This is a genomic window from Chitinophaga silvisoli (assembly GCF_003412465.1).
Taxonomy (GTDB): Bacteria; Bacteroidota; Bacteroidia; order Chitinophagales; family Chitinophagaceae; genus Chitinophaga; species Chitinophaga silvisoli.
On sequence record NZ_QTJV01000001.1, the window covers coordinates 1,121,417 to 1,138,827 of the forward strand.

The following is a 17,411-nucleotide window of genomic DNA, read 5'->3' on the forward strand; positions in this document are numbered from 1 at the left end:
ATTTTAAATATAAAAAAAATCGCCGTCATCTGGTACCCATACCTTTTGATTGGGGAAGGCAGCCTTTATTTGCTCCCGGCTTTGCCTGGAATGGTTGACAGCTTCGAGATGGACGATGATAAGTGTCGCCGCTGGTGCATAGGCGCTTACCTTCCTGATGTCGTCAATGCTCATGACGATGGGGTCACCTTTTACAAATTGTGCTGCGCCCCCATTGAGCACGATATGTTTGGGCTGGTATTGATCAATCGCGTTTTGTACATCACTGCACCAGATTGTATCCCCGGCAATGTACAGGTCATTGATCACATAGCCGGATACCTTGCCCATCAGGGCACCTATTTCACCTGTGCCATGCTGGCCGCTGGTTCTGCTGATACTGATGCCCTGCCAGGTAATATTATTTTCAATTGGCGTAATGTTCGTAAACCCTGCCTCCCGGATCTTATCTTCATCACCTGCCTGGCAGAAAAGGGGGATCGCTTTTGGCAGCAATTCTCTCGCTACAGGATCCCAGTGGTCATTATGAAGGTGTGTCAGTAACACGGCATCGATATCTTTGATCAATTCCTGCGGATCTACGGGCAGGTCTACCAGTGGATTACGGAGCCCGTTATCTGTCATTATAATCGTATCATAGGCACCTTTGGGCCCCAGCATGGGATCAATCAGGATTTGTTTGTCATTTACAGTCAGCACCTGCGTTGCATTGCGCAGCAATTGTAACTTCATGGTAATTAATTTAATTTTGACAGGACGAAGGTCAGCGGAATTTGTAAAAAACGAATGAAGTTGACAGAAAGGTAACCAGTATACTTTTTTGTAACCATGAATTATACGGAGTTTAAACATTGCGGTCTGAATGTGGCACTGGAGGTGCTGTCGGGGAAATGGAAACCGATTATCCTGTTTCATTTATTTCACCAGCAGGAGATCCGGTTCACGGATTTATGGCGCAACATTCCGAAGGTGGCCAAGAAGGTCCTCCTGGAACACCTGAAGCAAATGGAGGCGGATGGATTGATTGTGCGGGAGGAAAGACAGGTTTTTCCTCCTGAAGTGTATTACCGTATTTCTGAAAAGGGGAAGGCGCTTGGTCCTGCACTGGCAGCACTGGAAAACTGGGCCAATGAGCACGCTTCTGCACAGGTGCAGGAATTAAGAGATAAAAAGAAAGTGGCTAATGGCCAGCGCTAAGCGGGAACATTTTGTTATTCCAGCCTTAATATGGAAGATATTTAACGTTCCGCCTGAAGTTGATTTTTCAGATAGTAAATGATCACCCCCAGCAGGGTAACGCCCAGACCTGCCATCATCATAGTACCGCCGGTAGAAATAAAGATGCCTACCCAGATAAGGATCGCAAGTAGGACTGGTACCGGGTAGAAAGGCATTCTCCACTGCATAAAGTTCCTGCCTTTGCGCTTACTCAGTGCCAGTAAGCCAACCGCCTGCCCGATAAACTGGATCATGATACGCATAGCCAGGATGGCGCTGATTACTTCTTTCAGTTTGAAGAACATACTGAACACAAAGGCTACCGCACCGAGTACCAGCAAGGAAATATAGGGAAAGTTCTTGGTAGGATGTAGCTGTGCAAACACTTTAAAGAAAGCCCCATCTTTTGCAGCTGCATAAGGAATACGGCTATACCCCAGGGTGGCAGAAAACACAGATGCAAAAGCAATCCAAAGGATCAATACAGTGGCAATCATGGCCGCAGTAGGACCTGCCAGTTGCTGAATGAATTCACTGATTACGAAATTGCTTTTCTCGATCTGTTCTAAAGGTAATACTGAAGCCACGCTGATATTCATACAGAGGTACAATACCGCAATACCCGCAATAGAGATGAACATACTACGGGGAATATTCCTTTGTGGGGCAATGATTTCGCCACCCAGATGACAGACGTTGTAATAGCCCAGGTAACTGTATACAGACTTCACACTGGCTGCGCCCAGGGCTGCTGCAAATGCCATGTTGAGCTCCAGACCATCATTGATATGTTTGATCGGTTCTAAGAAATGTCCCTGTGCCACGCCACCACTTATGATCCAGACCATGGTTACCAGTACGCCTATCCACAGGGTGACACTGATCTTGCCAATGGTTTCAATATTCCTGTAAAGAAGGAATACAATAAGTATGATGACAGCACCGCTTACGGCCTTGGTTTCCCAAAAGCCCAGGGGATAGAGGAACATTGTGTATTGTGCAAAACCAATGGCGGCGGAAGCTATGACCAGTGGTGCCTGGATCATGGTTTGCCATACGAAGAGAAAACTCATCAGTTTGCCCGTACGGGGACCGAAACTTTCTTTCAGGAAATTGTAGCTACCACCGGCAGCAGGGAAGGTGGTACCGAGTTCACTCCAGACCATTGCATCGATGAAGGAGAGGAGTGCGCCGGCGATCCATGCGTAGAGGAACCAGGGACCATGCATAATTTCTGCGACTACGCTCAGTACAACAAAAGGACCGATGCCGACCATGTCGGTCATATTAATGGCTGTTGCTTGCAGTAAGGTAAGGTGACGGGAGAGTTGAGACTGACTCATATATACGTAAAAGTAAAGATTTTATCTCACTTTTAATAGCAGAGGGTTTCCGGCAGCAGGGAGAAGGATTGTCAAATACCGGGAAACAATGTACCGTGTGGTGTTGGCTGCAACCCTTCACAGATCCTGGTCAGGTATTCTTCTGCCACTCTCACATAATGTTTTTGTTTGGCAGCTGTGATCTTCAGCATTGCCAGGCGTGGATTATTTTTAATCAGCTCATGATGTACATGCATGAACCGCCAGAACAGGGCATCCCAGATCTCACACCAGGGGCCCCGCTTGTAGTCACTCATTTTCAGGATGTAATTGGAAGAGGAGATATAAGGCTTGGTACTCATCAGGCCTCCGTCGGCAAACTGGCTCATACCATATACATTTGGTACCATCACCCAGTCATACGAATCAATGAAGTGCTCCATGAACCACCGGTACACTTCGTCCGGATCAAACTCACAGAGCAACATGAAATTCCCCAGCACCATCAATCGTTCAATATGATGTACATAGGCAGTGTCCTGTAAGCTCCGGATGATGTTGTCGATCGGTGGAATACCCGTTTCGCCTGTATAAAAGCAGGCAGGAATTTTCCGGGTAAAGCCAAAGAAATTAGTGGTGCGTTGTTTTACACCTTCTTTAGTATATACTGCCCGCATGAATTCACGCCAGCCAATCACCTGCCTGATAAAGCCTTCAAGGGCGTTGATGGGTATACGATGCCGGCTGCCATAACTGATAGCTTTTTTAATAATCGTTTCGGGAGAGAGTAATCCTATATTAAGAGAAGAGGATAAGATAGAGTGAAAGAGGAAATGTTCTTTCTTTACAATCGCATCCTGGTATTCTCCAAAATGCGCCAGTTTTTCCCTGAGGAAAAAAATCAGCATCCGTTCTGCCTGCCGGTGTGTAACCGGGTAATTGAATCGGGTAATATTTCCCCTGTTACTACCAAAATGCTTTCGCACATAATGTGCGGCGGCTTCAAAATTATCATAGTGGAAAATGGGCATGGGAGGCACTGCTATGTTTGCGGGCATCTTCTTCCTGTTTTCCATATCAAAACTCCATTTACCACCTGCAGGGCGATTCCCATCCATGAGCAATTGCAATCGCTTCCTTTCAGATTTATAATAGGAAGCCATGAAGTATTTATGGTTCTTTTCGAAGTAAGAGAGGTCGCCAATAAAGTTAGGAGAAGCGCAGCGCCGGAGGGTGATATTGAATTGCGCTGCATACCGTTTAATCCTTCTTTCCAGCAGGTAGTCGGTAGTATCGATATAATGAATGGTAGTGACATGATGGGCAGCCAGGTATTCAAACAGGTACCTTGTCTGTGCCTTTTTATCCTGCGCCTCTATATAATGTACTGTATGCCCGCCAGCTTTGAGCCGGCCGGCATAGTACTGCATAGATGCCCTGTGCAGCAGTAGCTTTTGCTGGTGAAAGTTGTACTGGTTAAAGTACAGTTCGTCTTCTACCACATAAACATGCGGGGGCAGGTGGCAATAGTGCTTATATAACTGGTGCGGATATATGAGGCCGATTTCCATCTAGTCAGGAAGGGCGGTCTTTTGTGTTTCTGATCAGTCCCATACCTGAGAAGAAAAATACCATACCCAGCAGCGTGTAGATGACAATCATTTTTACACTTCTGGTGCCACCGCCGGCATTAACGAAGTTAACCGCGGCCATTACTAATCCAAGGGCGCCTAATATGGTGAATACAACGCCCAGTACGCGCTTTTCCATAACGATTAAGTTTTACTAAGGAAGATTACAAATAATATGCCGCTGCGGCTGGCGCATCAGGTTGGATTTGGTATTTTTATATTATGAATGATTTTAACCAGATAAAGGCTGCGGTATTCAGTTTTCAGCCACTTGACGATGCAGAATGGGCGGACTTTTCGCAGACCCTGCACCTCAAATCGTATAAAAAAGGTGACTTCCTGATCCGGGATGGGGAAGTGGAAAATCAGATCTATTTTTTAAACACCGGTGCTACGCGGCACTACTTTATAAGGGATGGCAAGGAATTTACGGTTGATTTCCAGTTTGCCGGGGATTTTGTGACCGCTTATTATTCTCTTATTACGAGGGAGCCCAGTACCGTATTTGTGGAAATATTGGAGGAGACGACTGCTGTAATGATTAATTACCAGGAATTGCAGTCTTTGTATGCGCGCTCTCATCATGGAGAGCGGATAGGCCGCCTCATGGCTGAGTACCAGTATGTAAAACGGCTGAGGCGGGAAATGGACCTTTTGTCGCGCACTGCGGAAGAGCGATATGCCGGTTTATTGCAACGCGCACCAAAACTGGTGAGTAATATTTCTGTCAAGCATTTATCTTCTTACCTGGGTATACAGCCTGAAAGTTTAAGCCGGATCAGGAAGCAGCTGATGGGAAACTAACATACATCATTTTCGTTCAAATGCGGATTGCTCAAATTTGTATTATGAAACCTTTGATAGTATTAATAGTTAGTTTTCTCTTATCGCTGGCGATAGCCCGCTTATCTTTGGGCAAGTGGCAACTGGTATTTGCAGGTAATGTTGCAATGTGCTGTATGCTGATGCTGACGGCGATCGGACATTTTAAATTTACGGAGGGAATGGTCATGATGATACCACCCATTATTCCGTTTAAGACGGCAGTGGTATATGTGAGTGGCATTGTGGAAGTAATTTTGGGGCTGATGCTTTTGCTGCCTTCGCTGAGGAATGTTGCCGGCAACCTGTTGCTTATCCTGTTCATCGTTTTATTGCCTGCGAATATTTATGCAGCGATGACGAAGCTGAATATGGAAATGGCGAACCATGAAGGACCGGGTTATGAATATTTGTACTTCAGGGTGCCTTTGCAATTGTTGTTTATAGTATGGGTGGTTTATTTTTCTACGGGTTGGTTTCGGAGTTGCTAATCATGTTAACAAGGGTAGTTTAGGCCCATTCGTAATTGAATATTAAGTTAATAATAAAATTAACATATGCCTTATTATTAATTATTTATATATTTACCGAATGAATTACTCCCTAACCTATTTAAAGCTGACTATTTGTGGCCTGGTTTTATGTGCTTCAATATCAAATGGTTATGCGCAACAGTATAAGTCATTAGATGGGTCTACTCTAATTAGAAAGGAGAAAGAAAGAAGTCGTGTAAAGACAATCACCGTATTAAATAAGGATAGTTCTGCCCTGAAGGAAGGATATTATGTAACTGAATGGCCAGACCAGAGCCGTTTTTACTTCTATGTGGATAGCAATGGCAATCTGGACAGAACTGCCAGGAAGATATTCAGTAACGAACAGTCATTCCTGATGATTACCATGGAGTTGCGCGATAGCAAACTAAATGGAAAGCGCCAGGTATTTGATAATAAGATCATGATTTCTGAAGCGGACTTCAAAGACGGCTTTATTCAGAAAGAAAAAGTATTTAAGAACAAATCGCTGATCAGGGAGAATTTCTATACCCAGGACGGGAGCCTGGATAGCACGAGAGAATATGAGCAGGGGACCCTGGAATATACTTACAAGGAACTGGGCAATGGTGCCAACCTGCGGAGAAGTTTCTTCCCCGACGGAAAGTTGCAGGAATGGAAGCAGGTAGACCTGATGCAGAAAGTGATGGTGACAAGAGAATTCGATCCGAATGGCCGCTTGTTGCAGGAAGAATATGTAAAGGGAAAGGATTCTGTGATCACCAGGAAGTTTTATCCGAATGGCCTGGTGAGTACCCTGCATGAAATGGGACAAAGCCAGGGATATGTGAAGGAGTATGATGAGAAAGGGAAGTTGATCAGTGAGAAGCTGATAGAGCATACTGCCATGGCGGCAGCGCCTGTAGAGATGAAGATGGCATCGGACAACAAAGGAATTACGACAGAACAGTAAAGAAAATACTATTAAGATCTAAAGCGCTTTTGCCATTGGTAAAAGCGCTTTTTCTTTTTAGATAAGGAGAATTAAATTGTGCACAATTAATTTTATTTGGAAATTAATTGTGCACAATTTAATTTTGATAAATCAAATGAGATGAAATGAATATGCTGAAACTGGAAAATCAGGTTTGTTTTCCGCTGTACGCGGCCTCCAGGCAGATCACTGCCCTCTACCGGCCATTGCTGGAGGAGCTTGACCTGACTTATCCTCAGTACCTGGTGATGATGGTCCTCTGGGAGCACAGCGTGATGACGGTGAAGGAACTGGGCGAATTGCTGTACCTGGACAGTGGTACACTGACCCCATTGCTGAAACGAATGGAAGAAAAGGGGTTGGTGAAGCGTACAAGGGATGAACAGGATGAACGGGTGGTCAACATTGCTCTCAGTGCGGCAGGCAGGAAGCTGGAGAAGAGTGCAGAAAAGATCCCGGCACAGCTGGCATGTGAAATGGATATGAATGAAAAGGAACTGAAACAGCTGCGGGCTACACTACATAAATTATTACAAAAAGTAGGACACATTTAAAATATTAAATCATGGAACAAGCTTTGTATTCAACCGAGGTAACAGTAACAGGTGGCAGGAATGGTCATGTAAAATCTACTGATGGATTACTTGAACTGGATGTAAGGATCCCAAAAGAAATGGGCGGTCCTGGTGGTGCTACCAATCCTGAGCAACTTTTTGCAGCTGGTTATGCTGCGTGTTTTGACAGTGCGCTGAACCTCATGATCAGGAATTCAAAAGTACAAACCGGTACTTCTACTGTGACTGCAAAAGTAGGTCTGAAAAAAGAAGGTGTAGGTTTTGCTTTGTTTGTGGAATTGAGTGTGAATATCCCGGGTGTGGAGGTAGAACAGGCAAAAGAGTTGGTAGAAAGGGCGCATGAGGTTTGTCCCTACTCTAATGCAACGAGAGGCAATATTAATGTCACATTCCATGTGACGGCTGAAGGTGAATAAATTTGAAAAGGCTTGCAGGTTTCCTGCAGGCCTTTTTTCTGGTAGGGATTTTAAACATGAGTGCCGGGGGAATCAGGATCGCTATCGTTGCAGGCAAAACCGGATTATCGGGTCATGAGATCGTGCAGGGTGGGTGATGCTGTACATCATCATTCCTGCATTTCCTGCCGGGTGCTACGCATATTCTTGCCGGTGTATTTTTTCATCACCTTATTAAGGTGGCTGCTATCGGTAAATCCCAGGTCGAGTGCGATCTCCAGGAAGGGTGCCGTGGTGTATTTAGCCCTGGATGCGGCAATCCTGATTTTGGAACGGAGAATGTATTCCTGAAACGTCTCATCTGCATTCCTGGAAAAGTATTCACTGAAGTAGGTAGCGGGAATATGGAATTGTGCGGCCAGGTGTTTGACTGTAATCTTATCAGGGTCCAGCAGGTTGTAATTGATGTACTCAATGAGATGGGTAAAGCGCCTGTCTTTGTAAGACCGGGTGCTTTGTATTTTCTTTTGAATATTTCTGCTGATGAGGGCGAGGATGGAAACGAGGGTATTGCGGATGATAGAAGGACCGCAGCTTTCATGCTTATTGTACTCGTACTGGATAATGTCGAGGAACCTTATTAGCTGGACCTTATCATCCGGATCCGTGACGAGTTCACCAGGCAGGTAATCATGATTGGCAAGTATGAAGTTGATCCGGTTGATCCATTGTGTATAATCGATGATGCCCGGGGCAAAATAGTGTGTAGTGAAACGGATGAAGAGAAATGTAGTTTTCTCCTCAATGTCGTAAGCATGACATTTGGCCGCGGGCAGCAGGAAGACTTGTCCTGGTTGATAAGGCGTAGGCAGATGATTGGCGATATGCTGACCATGTCCCTTGAGGATGTACACTAATTCGAAGAAATTGTTTTTCCGGTTCCTCTCCGTCCACTGTGTGCACTCCAGTATTTCAATGGAGAAGTTGTCTTTAATATGCTCCATATTACAAATGTAAGCATCCTGGTTGGATACTGCTTTATCCTGTTTATTTACTGAACCCTGAAATCGTGAGCCTGTAGTTTTGCTTTTAAAAAAAGATGGATTACAAACAGATTGCGCAGCAAACGGTAGGACATTTATACAAGGCGCATAGCAGCATACGTACATCAGGTATTGATCCTTTACTGATTGCATTGGTAGAATTGCGGGTATCCCAGATCAATGGTTGTGCATATTGTTGTCATTTCCACGCGGGGGAACTGCGGGAGATGGGAATGCCGGCAGCAATAGTAGATCAGATACCGGGTTTCCGGCATTCAAAGGATTTCAGTCTTCAACAAAGATTGGTATTGCAATATGCGGAAGATGTAGTTGGCTTAAAGGGGGATGTGCAATTGCTGTCAGCGCATTTTTCAGAAAGAGAAATTGTGGAGCTGACAGCCAGTATAGCTTTGATGGGGGCTTTGAATAGATTGAGAATGATATTGGCAGACAAATAAAAATGACATGAGGTTGTATCAAAAATAATCTGAAGGCATTGAGAACTACATCAACAAAAATCCTCTTCATCAGGTACCGGGATTAATTCCTGGTATGTTACTTTTGATACAACCCCATAAATTATTTAGTTATAAGATTATTGCTTCAGGAATTTCCGGAGGATTTGTTTCATCTGATCCGGCGATACCTGTTTCGTCTAATTGAGTCCGATCTGTTTCGTCTAATTCAGGATGGAAGATTTCCACCAGGAAGAAGTAAGACAGTACGCCGGCCATGGTTGAAACAAATACGGACCTTTCGGATACAGACAGTGCAAGAATCTGTGTGCATGCGCCCAGGCAGCCAAGTACGACCAGGCTGATAATGGCGGATTTGCCTTTGTCCAGGAAAAAATAATTGATCAGTTTTGCAAACATAAGGAGTAGTAAAACAGCAGTAGCGGCTGAGGGCCGGTAGTTATTATACTGGTAAGCACCATATAAATTCCAGATGGCAAACAGTACGCCTAAGATAATAATGAAATTGTTGATCCCTCCTTCATGCTTAGCGAGGTAGAAGGCAGCATTCTCACTTTTTGTAGTGTGTACCTGCGGTTTTTGGGAAAAGATCATCCATACAATGATATTCAGCACCGGGATATAATGTAAGAAGTATAACCAGCCATTGTGGTTGGCAATGGTATTCATTCTGCTGATAACAATATTCCTGGTCAGGCTGGCTGTGATATAGAAAATACTGACCTCCATGACGAAGTGAATCACCCTGGTGAGGATGACATGGGAGCTGAAACCGTCATAGGGATTTGTAAGAGCCTTCATAAAAGCGGCTGACTCATATATGATCACCCAGCAGGAAAAGGCTACCAGCGCATATAAGAACCGGTATTCCTGGCCACTGATCACCTGAATTTTCGAATTGAGGATATTTTTATAATCCTTTTCATTGAAGTAGTTTTCAGCCAGGTAGATCCAGCCATAGATCAGGAATGGCAGGAATAAGTCCGCTATGATATCTGTTATCCTGAACGTCTCGAAACGGAAGTAGTTGAGCGGGTTGGCAGGGGCATCCGTTGTATAATAGATCATAAGGCCGGCTACCAAACCGATCTGCCTGTAATTCTTTTTTCCTGCGATATAGCATAAGCCTATTATCTGCACACATGTCCAGATAATGTTAATCATGACAGTGTCGATGAATGGTGGCAGGAAAGAAGACATTTGATTGGTAAATACTTTTATTTTAAGGTTTAGGACAATGAAAGGCAGCACGGTAAAGAGGACTTTTCTATAGTCTTTGCGAATGATGTGTTCCCAGCTGTAGGCAATGGACCATTTAAGTGTGAGAATGATAAAAGGGATGGAGAAGGCATCTCGTCTTACAAAGTCATAAAATGATTCATTCGGGTATACAAAAAAGCAGGAGATAAGGCCTAAAATGGCAATGATGATCCCCGGCATCCAAAGGCTTTTCAATGTAAGTCTTTGGCGGTCAGAAAAGTAGTTTGTTAGTTCCATAGATAGGTAGGGTCGGTTAAGAGGTTTATTTAAAAGAGCGTCCCGAACAAATGTATATATTAATTTGTATATGTGATAGGGTGGCTGATTGATTTAACTGGTCATTGTGGATCAGTTGTATTATTAATTTGAATTTCCTTTTTCAAAAAGAAGCTGAACCTGCAGTGAGCCTGGTTAATCCGAAGTAATGCGCTGTGATGGCTTGCCGATCATGGAGAGATGAGGGATTTTTCGTATATTCATCGCTTACCAAATGAACAACTGAATGGATACATTTACAATCATTGCGGCCTTGATCACTATCAGTGCGTTGATTTCATACCTTAATCTCAGATTCATCAAACTGCCTGGTGCTATTGGTGTAATGTTTGTCTCTATCCTGCTCTCGATTTTTATACTGGTGACAGGTAAGGCTTTTCCTACTGCTTTCAATTTTATACGTGAGCTGACACGCAGCATTGATTTTACAAAGACGTTGCTGGATATCATGTTGGCCTTCCTTTTATTTGCCAGTGCATTTCATTTTGAATATAAGAAATTACAGGAGCAGAAGCGGCCGGTGCTGGTGTTGAGTACAATTGGAGTGGTCGGTTCTACAATCATTTTTGGATTGCTGCTGGATATTACGACAACTTTGCTGGGCATAGATCTGCCACTTGTATATTGCTTTCTGTTTGGTGCATTGATTTCGCCCACAGACCCTGTCGCGGTGATGTCTGTATTGAAGAAGTCGAGAATTCCCAATTCACTGGAGACGATCATTTCAGGTGAGTCATTACTGAATGATGGGGTGGGTCTGATCCTCTTTGTCACTATTGGTGAAGTCGCTGCACAGGAGGCTACTTTCTCTGTGTCGCATGCGCTGGAATTGTTTGCCAAAGAAGTATTTGGGGGCCTGGCATTGGGTGCGGCAACTGCTATTGTAACAGGTTATCTCACCAGGAAGATCCAGGAATTCCAGACAGCGGTGCTGGTATCTATTTCTATGGTGATGATGATTTCAATATTGGGAGGTTTGTTGCATGTGTCTATACCATTGGCAGCGGTAGCAGCTGGTTTGATCCTGGGGAGTTCTTCTATTGGTGCCAAGAGTAATAAGGAGTTGCAGGATTACCTGCATCGCTTCTGGGAATTGATAGATGAATTGCTCAATATTATCCTGTTTGTAATGATTGGTTTGCAGATTGTGGTGATGCCATTTATCGGTCACTACTGGTTTATTGGCCTGGTAGCGGTATTGTTTGTGCTGATAGCAAGAGGGGTGAGTATTGCAGTGCCTTCCATGGTCATGCGGAGATCGCTGAAGACGAATTTCAATAACACGGCTATCCTGGTATGGGCCGGATTGAGGGGAGGGATCTCTGTGGCATTGGCGCTTTCGCTGCCGGAGTCACCTTATAAACGACTGATTTTATCCGCCAGTTATATCATCGTAGTCTTCTCGGTGATTGTGCAGGGGTTGACGCTGAATAAAGTGGTGAACAGGTTTGTGAAGTAATTCTTCCCTGTTTTTGAGCCATTGAAATTGTTCTGCTGTATCGGGTACTTTTAAACCACGAATGTGGCTGATGTGGGAGATGATTTCAATAGCTTTTTGTTGATGGAAAAGTAGAAGGCTTGCTGCGATTATAGTGGAACGGCCAATGCCCATGCGACAGTGAATAAGGACCTTTGTTTTTAGTTGTGAGAGTGTATGAATGAATTCCTCTGTTTGCCGGCTTTGGGCGGGCAGTGATCTGTCAGGAATAGGGAAATGGATAAACTGGATAGCATGTTTTTCGCAGAGTTGTTTTTCCTGTCTTAAACCTAGTTCTGTTATTTCATGTTGTTCAAGTAAGGAGACGATTACACTGGCTCCCTGTTTTTTGAAAGCAATGATTTCATCTTCCAACCATTCATTGCCACGGGGCCTTGGCATGATGCCGATAGTTTTAGTAATCCAGTAAATTTTTGTTGACATTTGATTTAAATTTAGATGAGTATAGTAAGTATAGCATTGGTTACTTCGCAACTGCGCAGGTACAGCACGCTACAACAAGTTTATAGGGTGCTGCGCCGTTTTCTTTACTTACAGATTGAGTGCATTATTGACGCGGATCAAAACGATTTGGAAATCAGGGAAGAGAATGGCGGTATATGATAAATGGTGAACTGATATGGGGAAAATAGAGAGAGCGGGTGGTTAATTTTTATCCGGTGCCTGCCAGCATTTCCTGGCTTCTTTACTCATCAGGTATTCATGACTATAAAACCCGGAGATGTATTCCTTTTGCAAAAAAGGTTGCTGCAGCAGATCTGTAAGCACTGCTTCGGTAAAGGTAGTAATTCCATTGGTAATAATATAATCCGCAATCCTACTCGTGTAAAAGAGCGTAATCGTTTCATGATAGCCCGATTCACCCGTGTTTTGTCCTCCCACACTTTCATTATATCTTTTAATCCCATTCCTGATTTTGCTGACCGCCTCCGGCAAGGGGTACTTGACACAATACCAGAGCGCCATCACAAAATGGTTTTCATGTGTCCATTCCGCTTTCGGCAATGTACAGTTCTCAAATTGTTCAATCAGGGTCATATTTTGGCGTTTATTTCTTCTTTATAACTACTGAGGATGATGGTCGTACTGGTACGGGAAATGCCCTTAATCGCCTTTATTTTGCCCACCAGCAGCTGTTCCAGTGCTGCTGTATCCTGCACCAGTACTTTCAGCAGCAGGTCGGAATCCCCCGCTACATGATGGCATTCCATCACTTCTTCCATCGCAACCAGCTGATCTTTTACTGTTGTGTTCTTTGTATGATCGATCCACACATTGATATAAGCCATCAGGCGTAGTGACAACTGCTCCCTGTTTACCTTGATGGTATAGCGATCGATGATCCCGGAACGGTCGAGTTTTCGCAATCTCTCTGTCACCGCCGGCAGGGAAAGAGAGATTTTTCTGGCGATGTCCGCGCCCGTAATCCGGGAGTTTTGTATGAGCAGCCGGAGGATTTTGCTATCGTAAGCGTCCATGATTTATAATTGTAGGACAAAGGTAGCAAAGGCCTTATTTAATTTGTCAATTTAGGGATTATTAGAGCGGGAATTAATTATACAGCAGGGATGCCTTAATATCAGCTGGCTATGCTTGCGGGAATTCCCTTTGCGTAAGTGGTTGGCTTGAAATTAAAGCGTTTATTAAACTTACTGCTATCGAAGATATAATCGCGGTCGTATTGGTAAGACATTTCCCTGATTTCTTTCACTATTGGTACAAAGATGCCCATCAGTCCCATTACAAACTTTGAGAGAATATAATATTTCGGTTTCACCTGCATTTCGGCCGCTATTTTTTCAATAAATTCTTTACCTGTCAGCTTTTCATCGGAAGTAGGCAGATGCCATACTTCTCCGTAGGCATCGGGAGTATTGCCTAAGATGGCTGTGCCGATGGCCGCATCCGGGGTATAGGTGAAGGTGTGTATTTTGTGTGCATTGCGCTGCCAGTAAGCGCTTTTCCCTTTTTTGAACTCCCCTTGCACCGTGATGGAGAGCATCCCGTTTTTCACATCAGGACCATAGAAATCCGCGCTTCTCGCGATCAGCGCTTTCAGGCCTTTCTGTTGTATCGCCTGGAGAATCATGTTGTGTAATGCTGCCCTAACCTTTCCTTTTTTGCTGGAAGGGGCGATAATGGAGTTTTCGGTCATGTGAGGAATTTCGCTTTCAGCATACATGTATACATTGTCGAGGAATACCAGTTTTGCATTGTGTTTCAGGCAGGCATCGATCACGTTTTTCATGATTACCGGCCAGTCGCGCCTCCATACTTTAATATTGTATTCCAGGCCAACAGTGAGGTATACCACTTCGGAACCGGCTACGGCGCGGTCTACATCTGCAGCCAGGGTCAGATTGGCAGGGAATAATTCATCGTCGCCATTTACCTGTACAGGTTTGCGGGCTACGAGGCGGATTTTGTCCGTATAAGATTTCAGTTCTTTTGCCAGTGGGGTACCGATGGCACCACCAGATCCAAGGATTGTTTGCATGTCCATTTGTTTTATGCAAATGTATCCCCGGGGGGAGCTTAAAAATAATGATCCGGGTTAAGGTTTTTTAGCCGGAATCATCCTTTTTCTGATCCGGCTCAGGCTTTCCGGTGCAATGCCCAGATACTGAGCAATATAGCGCTGGGGAACGCGCTGCATAATTTCAGGCTTTTCTTCCAGCAGGTCCAGGAATTGCTTTTCCGGGGTGGAAGATAGGAGGGCTTTGGTACGGCGGATGCTGGCGGCAGCAATACGCTCTATCAGGATGTAAAAGAAGTCTGCCATGGCCCTGGATTCCCGCATTAATGGCACCAGGTCGGAGCAGGAGATGGTAAGGGTGGTAGCGGGGGTGAGCGTCTTGATACTGGAAGGAGACACTGTTTTTTTAGAAAAGCTCTCCAGGTCAGTTACGAACTCATTCTCGAAGGTAAAATTGCAGGTCCGCTCATTGCCGGCTTCATCTATATAAAACTGGTGCAAGGTGCCTTCCGTTACAAAAAATAACTCATGGGCCACTTCTCCGGCATGGAGTAAGGTCACATTCCGTTTGAAATGTTGTTCTTTGAAGTAAGAAAGGATGTAGGCGGCTTCATCATCCGGCATCACTACATCCTTTCTGAAAATCGAAATCAATTCGTTTGACATAAATTATTGTTTCCTGAACTCTTTTTCCTGTATCTCCGGCTATTTACCCTCATTTCAGGACAAGCCCTGATCAAAAATACGGGTGGGTACGGATTCAAGATAGCAAAAATAAAGAAGGTATTATTGCTTCTTCAGGGCTTCCTGTTGCCTGATGCTTTCTTTATGAATTGCTTCGTATAGAGATCTGATAAATTCTTCCGAAAGACCTTCAGCTTTACCAGCTTCTATGGCTTTTTGCAATACCTCATTGAAGCGATTGGATTGCAGCACTTCCATATGGTGTGCCTGCTTGTAAATACCAATTGCGCGGGCCGCCTCCATTCTTTCGCCCAGCAGGTGAACAATTTCTTTGTCTAACTGGTTAATTTTTGCCCTGTTAGCACTTAAAGTGTCCTGTTGTTGCGCTTTTGCACCAAACAGGCCCATTGCGAGTAAAACTGTTGAGAAAATCCGTTTTTTCATAATAAATTGCTGGTATTTTTCAATGGTTACCCTGTAAATATAACCTAAAAGGGAAAAGGTGTTTTATTGTTAATTAGAATTTAATCCAAACTACAACACTACCAGGGAAAGTCTTTTTTATTAAGGTCAAATTTACGAAATGAGTGATACGGTGTTTTTTCACAGAGATAGTTATTGTAAAATAGAGCTTGTACCCGAACAAAGCGCTTATAATGTTGGGAAGGACATTGCAGCATTAAAATTACCCACCAAAGAAGTAGAATCTTTGTTAGCTAAACATGCGCTTGTTTTTTTCCCGGTAGTCAATACCGGGACTTCGGATCATACTACCATTAAAGAGGATACAGTTGCATATGGCTTTGAGATGTTCGGATTATTTGTTGAATCAAAGCAGTCAGTGGTAACAAAATTATGGTTAGGTTTTTCTGTTATATTCCCATCTACCAATAGTTGCAATAACCTGTTAAAGGTATTGCAACTGATTGGCAGGGAGTATCAGCTGATTTTAATAGACAGGGATAATGACCTGAGTGTCAGGTTGCAGGAAAGCAACGAGCTAGAGGAGTATTTAGTTGAAACCTTTGGGTTTAAATTGTAGAGCAAGCAGGCGTATCAGGAATCCGGCAACAACATATCAAATATTATCTTTACCTGCTTTTTATGGTACTTATGCCCTGATTCCAAAGGAACTCCTATCTTATCCACATGTAATTGTAACCAACTAATAAACATTCTTTCCGGCCAGTTCAATATCTCCGACAGTTCTTTAATACTATAAGCTTTTACAGGTGCCGGATATTTTGGGTTGTACATACTATTCTGTTTTTTAGGATCGGCTATATTGCTTGGGCTTCATACCTATATGTTCCTGGAATACTCTTGAAAAATGACTCAGGTTAGTAAATCCCATCTGGTATCCTACATCCGATACCGACAGGCTTCCCTCTTTTAACAACAATGCCGCTTTTTTCATTCTGAATTCCTGGTAATAACTAAAGATACTCTTTCCAAATATTTGTTTAAATAATGACTTCAATTTTGTCGGACTCATATTTGCTGCCAGGGCTAAATCATTAATAAGAGGCGGCGTGTCCAGGTGGTCCAGCATCTCTTCCTTGATCCTGTAAATCGTTTCAAGATCCCGGCTATTCAATGCATACAAATGCGTTTTCTCCCGCTTCTCCAGCTCCATCAATAACCTGCACACCAGTTCTTCCGCCTTTATCCGAAGGAAAAATATTTTAAACGTCTCCTGTATAGATTCAGATACGATCTCATTGACTATTTCCTGCAAAGACGGGTAGATGATCTGCTCAAAGAATAAAGGCTGCGTATTCTCCAATAAACTTTGCAATACCGGGGATTTCTCTGACTGGTCAAACAAACTTTTTAAATAGTTTGAATCGACTTCTATATTAATGGTCGACGTGTTGGTATGAATAGGAATAACAGGATCCACATTCATACTGGTAGTGGTGATTAATACCGCAGGTTGTTTCTCCGACTGGTCAAAGATATGTTGAAACTTAAAAAGAATCATTTTCTTGGGAGTATTCACTTCAGGATTATCGATGACCAGGTTTTCCTTCAGTTCATAATTCATGATCATCATCCGGATCTGTTCATTGAAGATATACCTGGTCACATACCCCTTGCCAAACTGTGGAGGAATGACTAGTTTCCTGTTCTTTACAACAGTGCCAAATTGTTGGGCCAGTAAATGTAATACCTCCATACGGAATGTCTGATATGACTATTTTTAGGTCAAATGTAACTATTTTGTCTATAATGGATGCCGGAACT

Annotated in this window: 24 protein-coding genes; 10 read left to right on the forward strand and 14 right to left on the reverse strand. The window is 43.6% G+C overall.

Annotated features, from left to right (window positions below):
• Positions 1 to 3: 3 nt before the first annotated feature.
• Positions 4 to 732, reverse strand: a complete 729-nt coding sequence (locus DXN04_RS04545) for an MBL fold metallo-hydrolase (RefSeq protein ID WP_116852095.1) — start codon at positions 730 to 732, stop codon at positions 4 to 6.
• Positions 733 to 828: 96 nt separating this feature from the next.
• On the opposite strand from DXN04_RS04545, the gene DXN04_RS04550 reads away from it, so the two are divergent.
• Positions 829 to 1,197 (forward strand): winged helix-turn-helix transcriptional regulator, encoded by a 369-nt coding sequence (locus DXN04_RS04550; protein WP_116852096.1) that lies wholly within the window; start codon positions 829 to 831, stop codon positions 1,195 to 1,197.
• Between the two features lie 41 nt (positions 1,198 to 1,238).
• Here DXN04_RS04550 and DXN04_RS04555 read toward each other — a convergent pair whose 3' ends face one another.
• The 3 genes from DXN04_RS04555 to DXN04_RS04565 form a co-directional block, all read right to left on the reverse strand.
• Positions 1,239 to 2,561: an APC family permease gene (locus DXN04_RS04555; RefSeq protein WP_116852097.1), complete on the reverse strand. Its 1,323-nt coding sequence runs from the start codon at positions 2,559 to 2,561 to the stop codon at positions 1,239 to 1,241.
• 71 nt (positions 2,562 to 2,632) lie between these two features.
• A complete protein-coding gene (locus tag DXN04_RS04560; RefSeq protein ID WP_116852098.1) occupies positions 2,633 to 4,111 on the reverse strand; it encodes a cryptochrome/photolyase family protein in 1,479 nt (492 codons plus the stop codon).
• Between the two features lie 4 nt (positions 4,112 to 4,115).
• Positions 4,116 to 4,310, reverse strand: a complete 195-nt coding sequence (locus tag DXN04_RS04565) for a hypothetical protein (RefSeq protein ID WP_116852099.1) — start codon at positions 4,308 to 4,310, stop codon at positions 4,116 to 4,118.
• 83 nt (positions 4,311 to 4,393) lie between these two features.
• Between DXN04_RS04565 and DXN04_RS04570 the strand changes: the two genes are divergently transcribed.
• From DXN04_RS04570 to DXN04_RS35570, 6 genes are all read left to right on the forward strand, one after another.
• On the forward strand, positions 4,394 to 4,975 hold the full coding sequence (locus DXN04_RS04570) for a Crp/Fnr family transcriptional regulator (protein ID WP_116852100.1): 582 nt from the start codon (positions 4,394 to 4,396) through the stop codon (positions 4,973 to 4,975).
• Between the two features lie 44 nt (positions 4,976 to 5,019).
• Positions 5,020 to 5,484 carry a DoxX family protein gene (locus DXN04_RS04575; RefSeq protein ID WP_116852101.1) on the forward strand — a complete coding sequence of 155 codons (465 nt, stop codon included), beginning with the start codon at positions 5,020 to 5,022 and terminating at the stop codon, positions 5,482 to 5,484.
• A gap of 100 nt (positions 5,485 to 5,584) precedes the next feature.
• Positions 5,585 to 6,460, forward strand: a complete 876-nt coding sequence (locus DXN04_RS04580) for a toxin-antitoxin system YwqK family antitoxin (RefSeq protein WP_116852102.1) — start codon at positions 5,585 to 5,587, stop codon at positions 6,458 to 6,460.
• Between the two features lie 146 nt (positions 6,461 to 6,606).
• On the forward strand, positions 6,607 to 7,035 hold the full coding sequence (locus tag DXN04_RS04585) for a MarR family winged helix-turn-helix transcriptional regulator (RefSeq protein WP_116852103.1): 429 nt from the start codon (positions 6,607 to 6,609) through the stop codon (positions 7,033 to 7,035).
• 11 nt (positions 7,036 to 7,046) lie between these two features.
• The gene (locus tag DXN04_RS04590; protein ID WP_116852104.1) at positions 7,047 to 7,472 is read left to right on the forward strand and encodes an organic hydroperoxide resistance protein; all 426 of its coding nucleotides are present in this window, start codon (positions 7,047 to 7,049) and stop codon (positions 7,470 to 7,472) included.
• A gap of 2 nt (positions 7,473 to 7,474) precedes the next feature.
• The gene (locus DXN04_RS35570; protein WP_262512436.1) at positions 7,475 to 7,609 is read left to right on the forward strand and encodes a hypothetical protein; all 135 of its coding nucleotides are present in this window, start codon (positions 7,475 to 7,477) and stop codon (positions 7,607 to 7,609) included.
• A gap of 12 nt (positions 7,610 to 7,621) precedes the next feature.
• Here the strand turns inward: DXN04_RS35570 and DXN04_RS04595 are convergent, their stop codons facing one another.
• Complete coding sequence (locus tag DXN04_RS04595) at positions 7,622 to 8,455, reverse strand: helix-turn-helix domain-containing protein (protein WP_158568845.1); 834 nt, start codon at positions 8,453 to 8,455, stop codon at positions 7,622 to 7,624.
• Between the two features lie 95 nt (positions 8,456 to 8,550).
• Between DXN04_RS04595 and DXN04_RS04600 the strand changes: the two genes are divergently transcribed.
• Entirely contained in the window at positions 8,551 to 8,952 is a 402-nt protein-coding gene (locus DXN04_RS04600) for a carboxymuconolactone decarboxylase family protein (RefSeq protein ID WP_116852433.1), read from the forward strand.
• 129 nt (positions 8,953 to 9,081) lie between these two features.
• Here the strand turns inward: DXN04_RS04600 and DXN04_RS04605 are convergent, their stop codons facing one another.
• On the reverse strand, positions 9,082 to 10,467 hold the full coding sequence (locus DXN04_RS04605; RefSeq protein WP_147319834.1) for a hypothetical protein: 1,386 nt from the start codon (positions 10,465 to 10,467) through the stop codon (positions 9,082 to 9,084).
• Between the two features lie 265 nt (positions 10,468 to 10,732).
• On the opposite strand from DXN04_RS04605, the gene DXN04_RS04610 reads away from it, so the two are divergent.
• Positions 10,733 to 11,965: a cation:proton antiporter gene (locus DXN04_RS04610; RefSeq protein ID WP_116852107.1), complete on the forward strand. Its 1,233-nt coding sequence runs from the start codon at positions 10,733 to 10,735 to the stop codon at positions 11,963 to 11,965.
• On the opposite strand, the gene DXN04_RS04615 is transcribed toward DXN04_RS04610, so the two are convergent.
• The 6 genes from DXN04_RS04615 to DXN04_RS04640 all read right to left on the reverse strand — a co-directional run bounded on the left by DXN04_RS04615 (position 11,879) and on the right by DXN04_RS04640 (position 15,608).
• Positions 11,879 to 12,427 carry a phosphatase domain-containing putative toxin gene (locus DXN04_RS04615; RefSeq protein WP_116852108.1) on the reverse strand — a complete coding sequence of 183 codons (549 nt, stop codon included), beginning with the start codon at positions 12,425 to 12,427 and terminating at the stop codon, positions 11,879 to 11,881. The two genes, DXN04_RS04610 and DXN04_RS04615, sit on opposite strands and share 87 nt — an antisense overlap.
• A 222-nt stretch (positions 12,428 to 12,649) precedes the next feature.
• A complete protein-coding gene (locus DXN04_RS04620; protein WP_116852109.1) occupies positions 12,650 to 13,042 on the reverse strand; it encodes a hypothetical protein in 393 nt (130 codons plus the stop codon).
• Complete coding sequence (locus DXN04_RS04625; RefSeq protein ID WP_116852110.1) at positions 13,039 to 13,482, reverse strand: Lrp/AsnC family transcriptional regulator; 444 nt, start codon at positions 13,480 to 13,482, stop codon at positions 13,039 to 13,041. Before DXN04_RS04625 ends, DXN04_RS04620 begins: the two co-directional genes overlap by 4 nt.
• Before the next feature lie 101 nt (positions 13,483 to 13,583).
• Positions 13,584 to 14,501, reverse strand: a complete 918-nt coding sequence (locus DXN04_RS04630) for an NAD-dependent epimerase/dehydratase family protein (protein WP_116852434.1) — start codon at positions 14,499 to 14,501, stop codon at positions 13,584 to 13,586.
• A gap of 57 nt (positions 14,502 to 14,558) precedes the next feature.
• On the reverse strand, positions 14,559 to 15,146 hold the full coding sequence (locus tag DXN04_RS04635) for a Crp/Fnr family transcriptional regulator (RefSeq protein WP_116852111.1): 588 nt from the start codon (positions 15,144 to 15,146) through the stop codon (positions 14,559 to 14,561).
• A 120-nt stretch (positions 15,147 to 15,266) separates the two neighbouring features.
• A complete protein-coding gene (locus DXN04_RS04640; RefSeq protein WP_116852112.1) occupies positions 15,267 to 15,608 on the reverse strand; it encodes a chorismate mutase in 342 nt (113 codons plus the stop codon).
• A 139-nt stretch (positions 15,609 to 15,747) separates the two neighbouring features.
• Between DXN04_RS04640 and DXN04_RS04645 the strand changes: the two genes are divergently transcribed.
• Positions 15,748 to 16,206: a hypothetical protein gene (locus DXN04_RS04645; RefSeq protein ID WP_116852113.1), complete on the forward strand. Its 459-nt coding sequence runs from the start codon at positions 15,748 to 15,750 to the stop codon at positions 16,204 to 16,206.
• A 14-nt stretch (positions 16,207 to 16,220) separates the two neighbouring features.
• On the opposite strand, the gene DXN04_RS34510 is transcribed toward DXN04_RS04645, so the two are convergent.
• Both DXN04_RS34510 and DXN04_RS04650 read right to left on the reverse strand, forming a co-directional pair.
• Complete coding sequence (locus DXN04_RS34510; RefSeq protein ID WP_147319835.1) at positions 16,221 to 16,421, reverse strand: hypothetical protein; 201 nt, start codon at positions 16,419 to 16,421, stop codon at positions 16,221 to 16,223.
• 13 nt (positions 16,422 to 16,434) lie between these two features.
• Entirely contained in the window at positions 16,435 to 17,343 is a 909-nt protein-coding gene (locus DXN04_RS04650) for a helix-turn-helix transcriptional regulator (RefSeq protein ID WP_116852114.1), read from the reverse strand.
• Positions 17,344 to 17,411 lie beyond the last annotated feature (68 nt).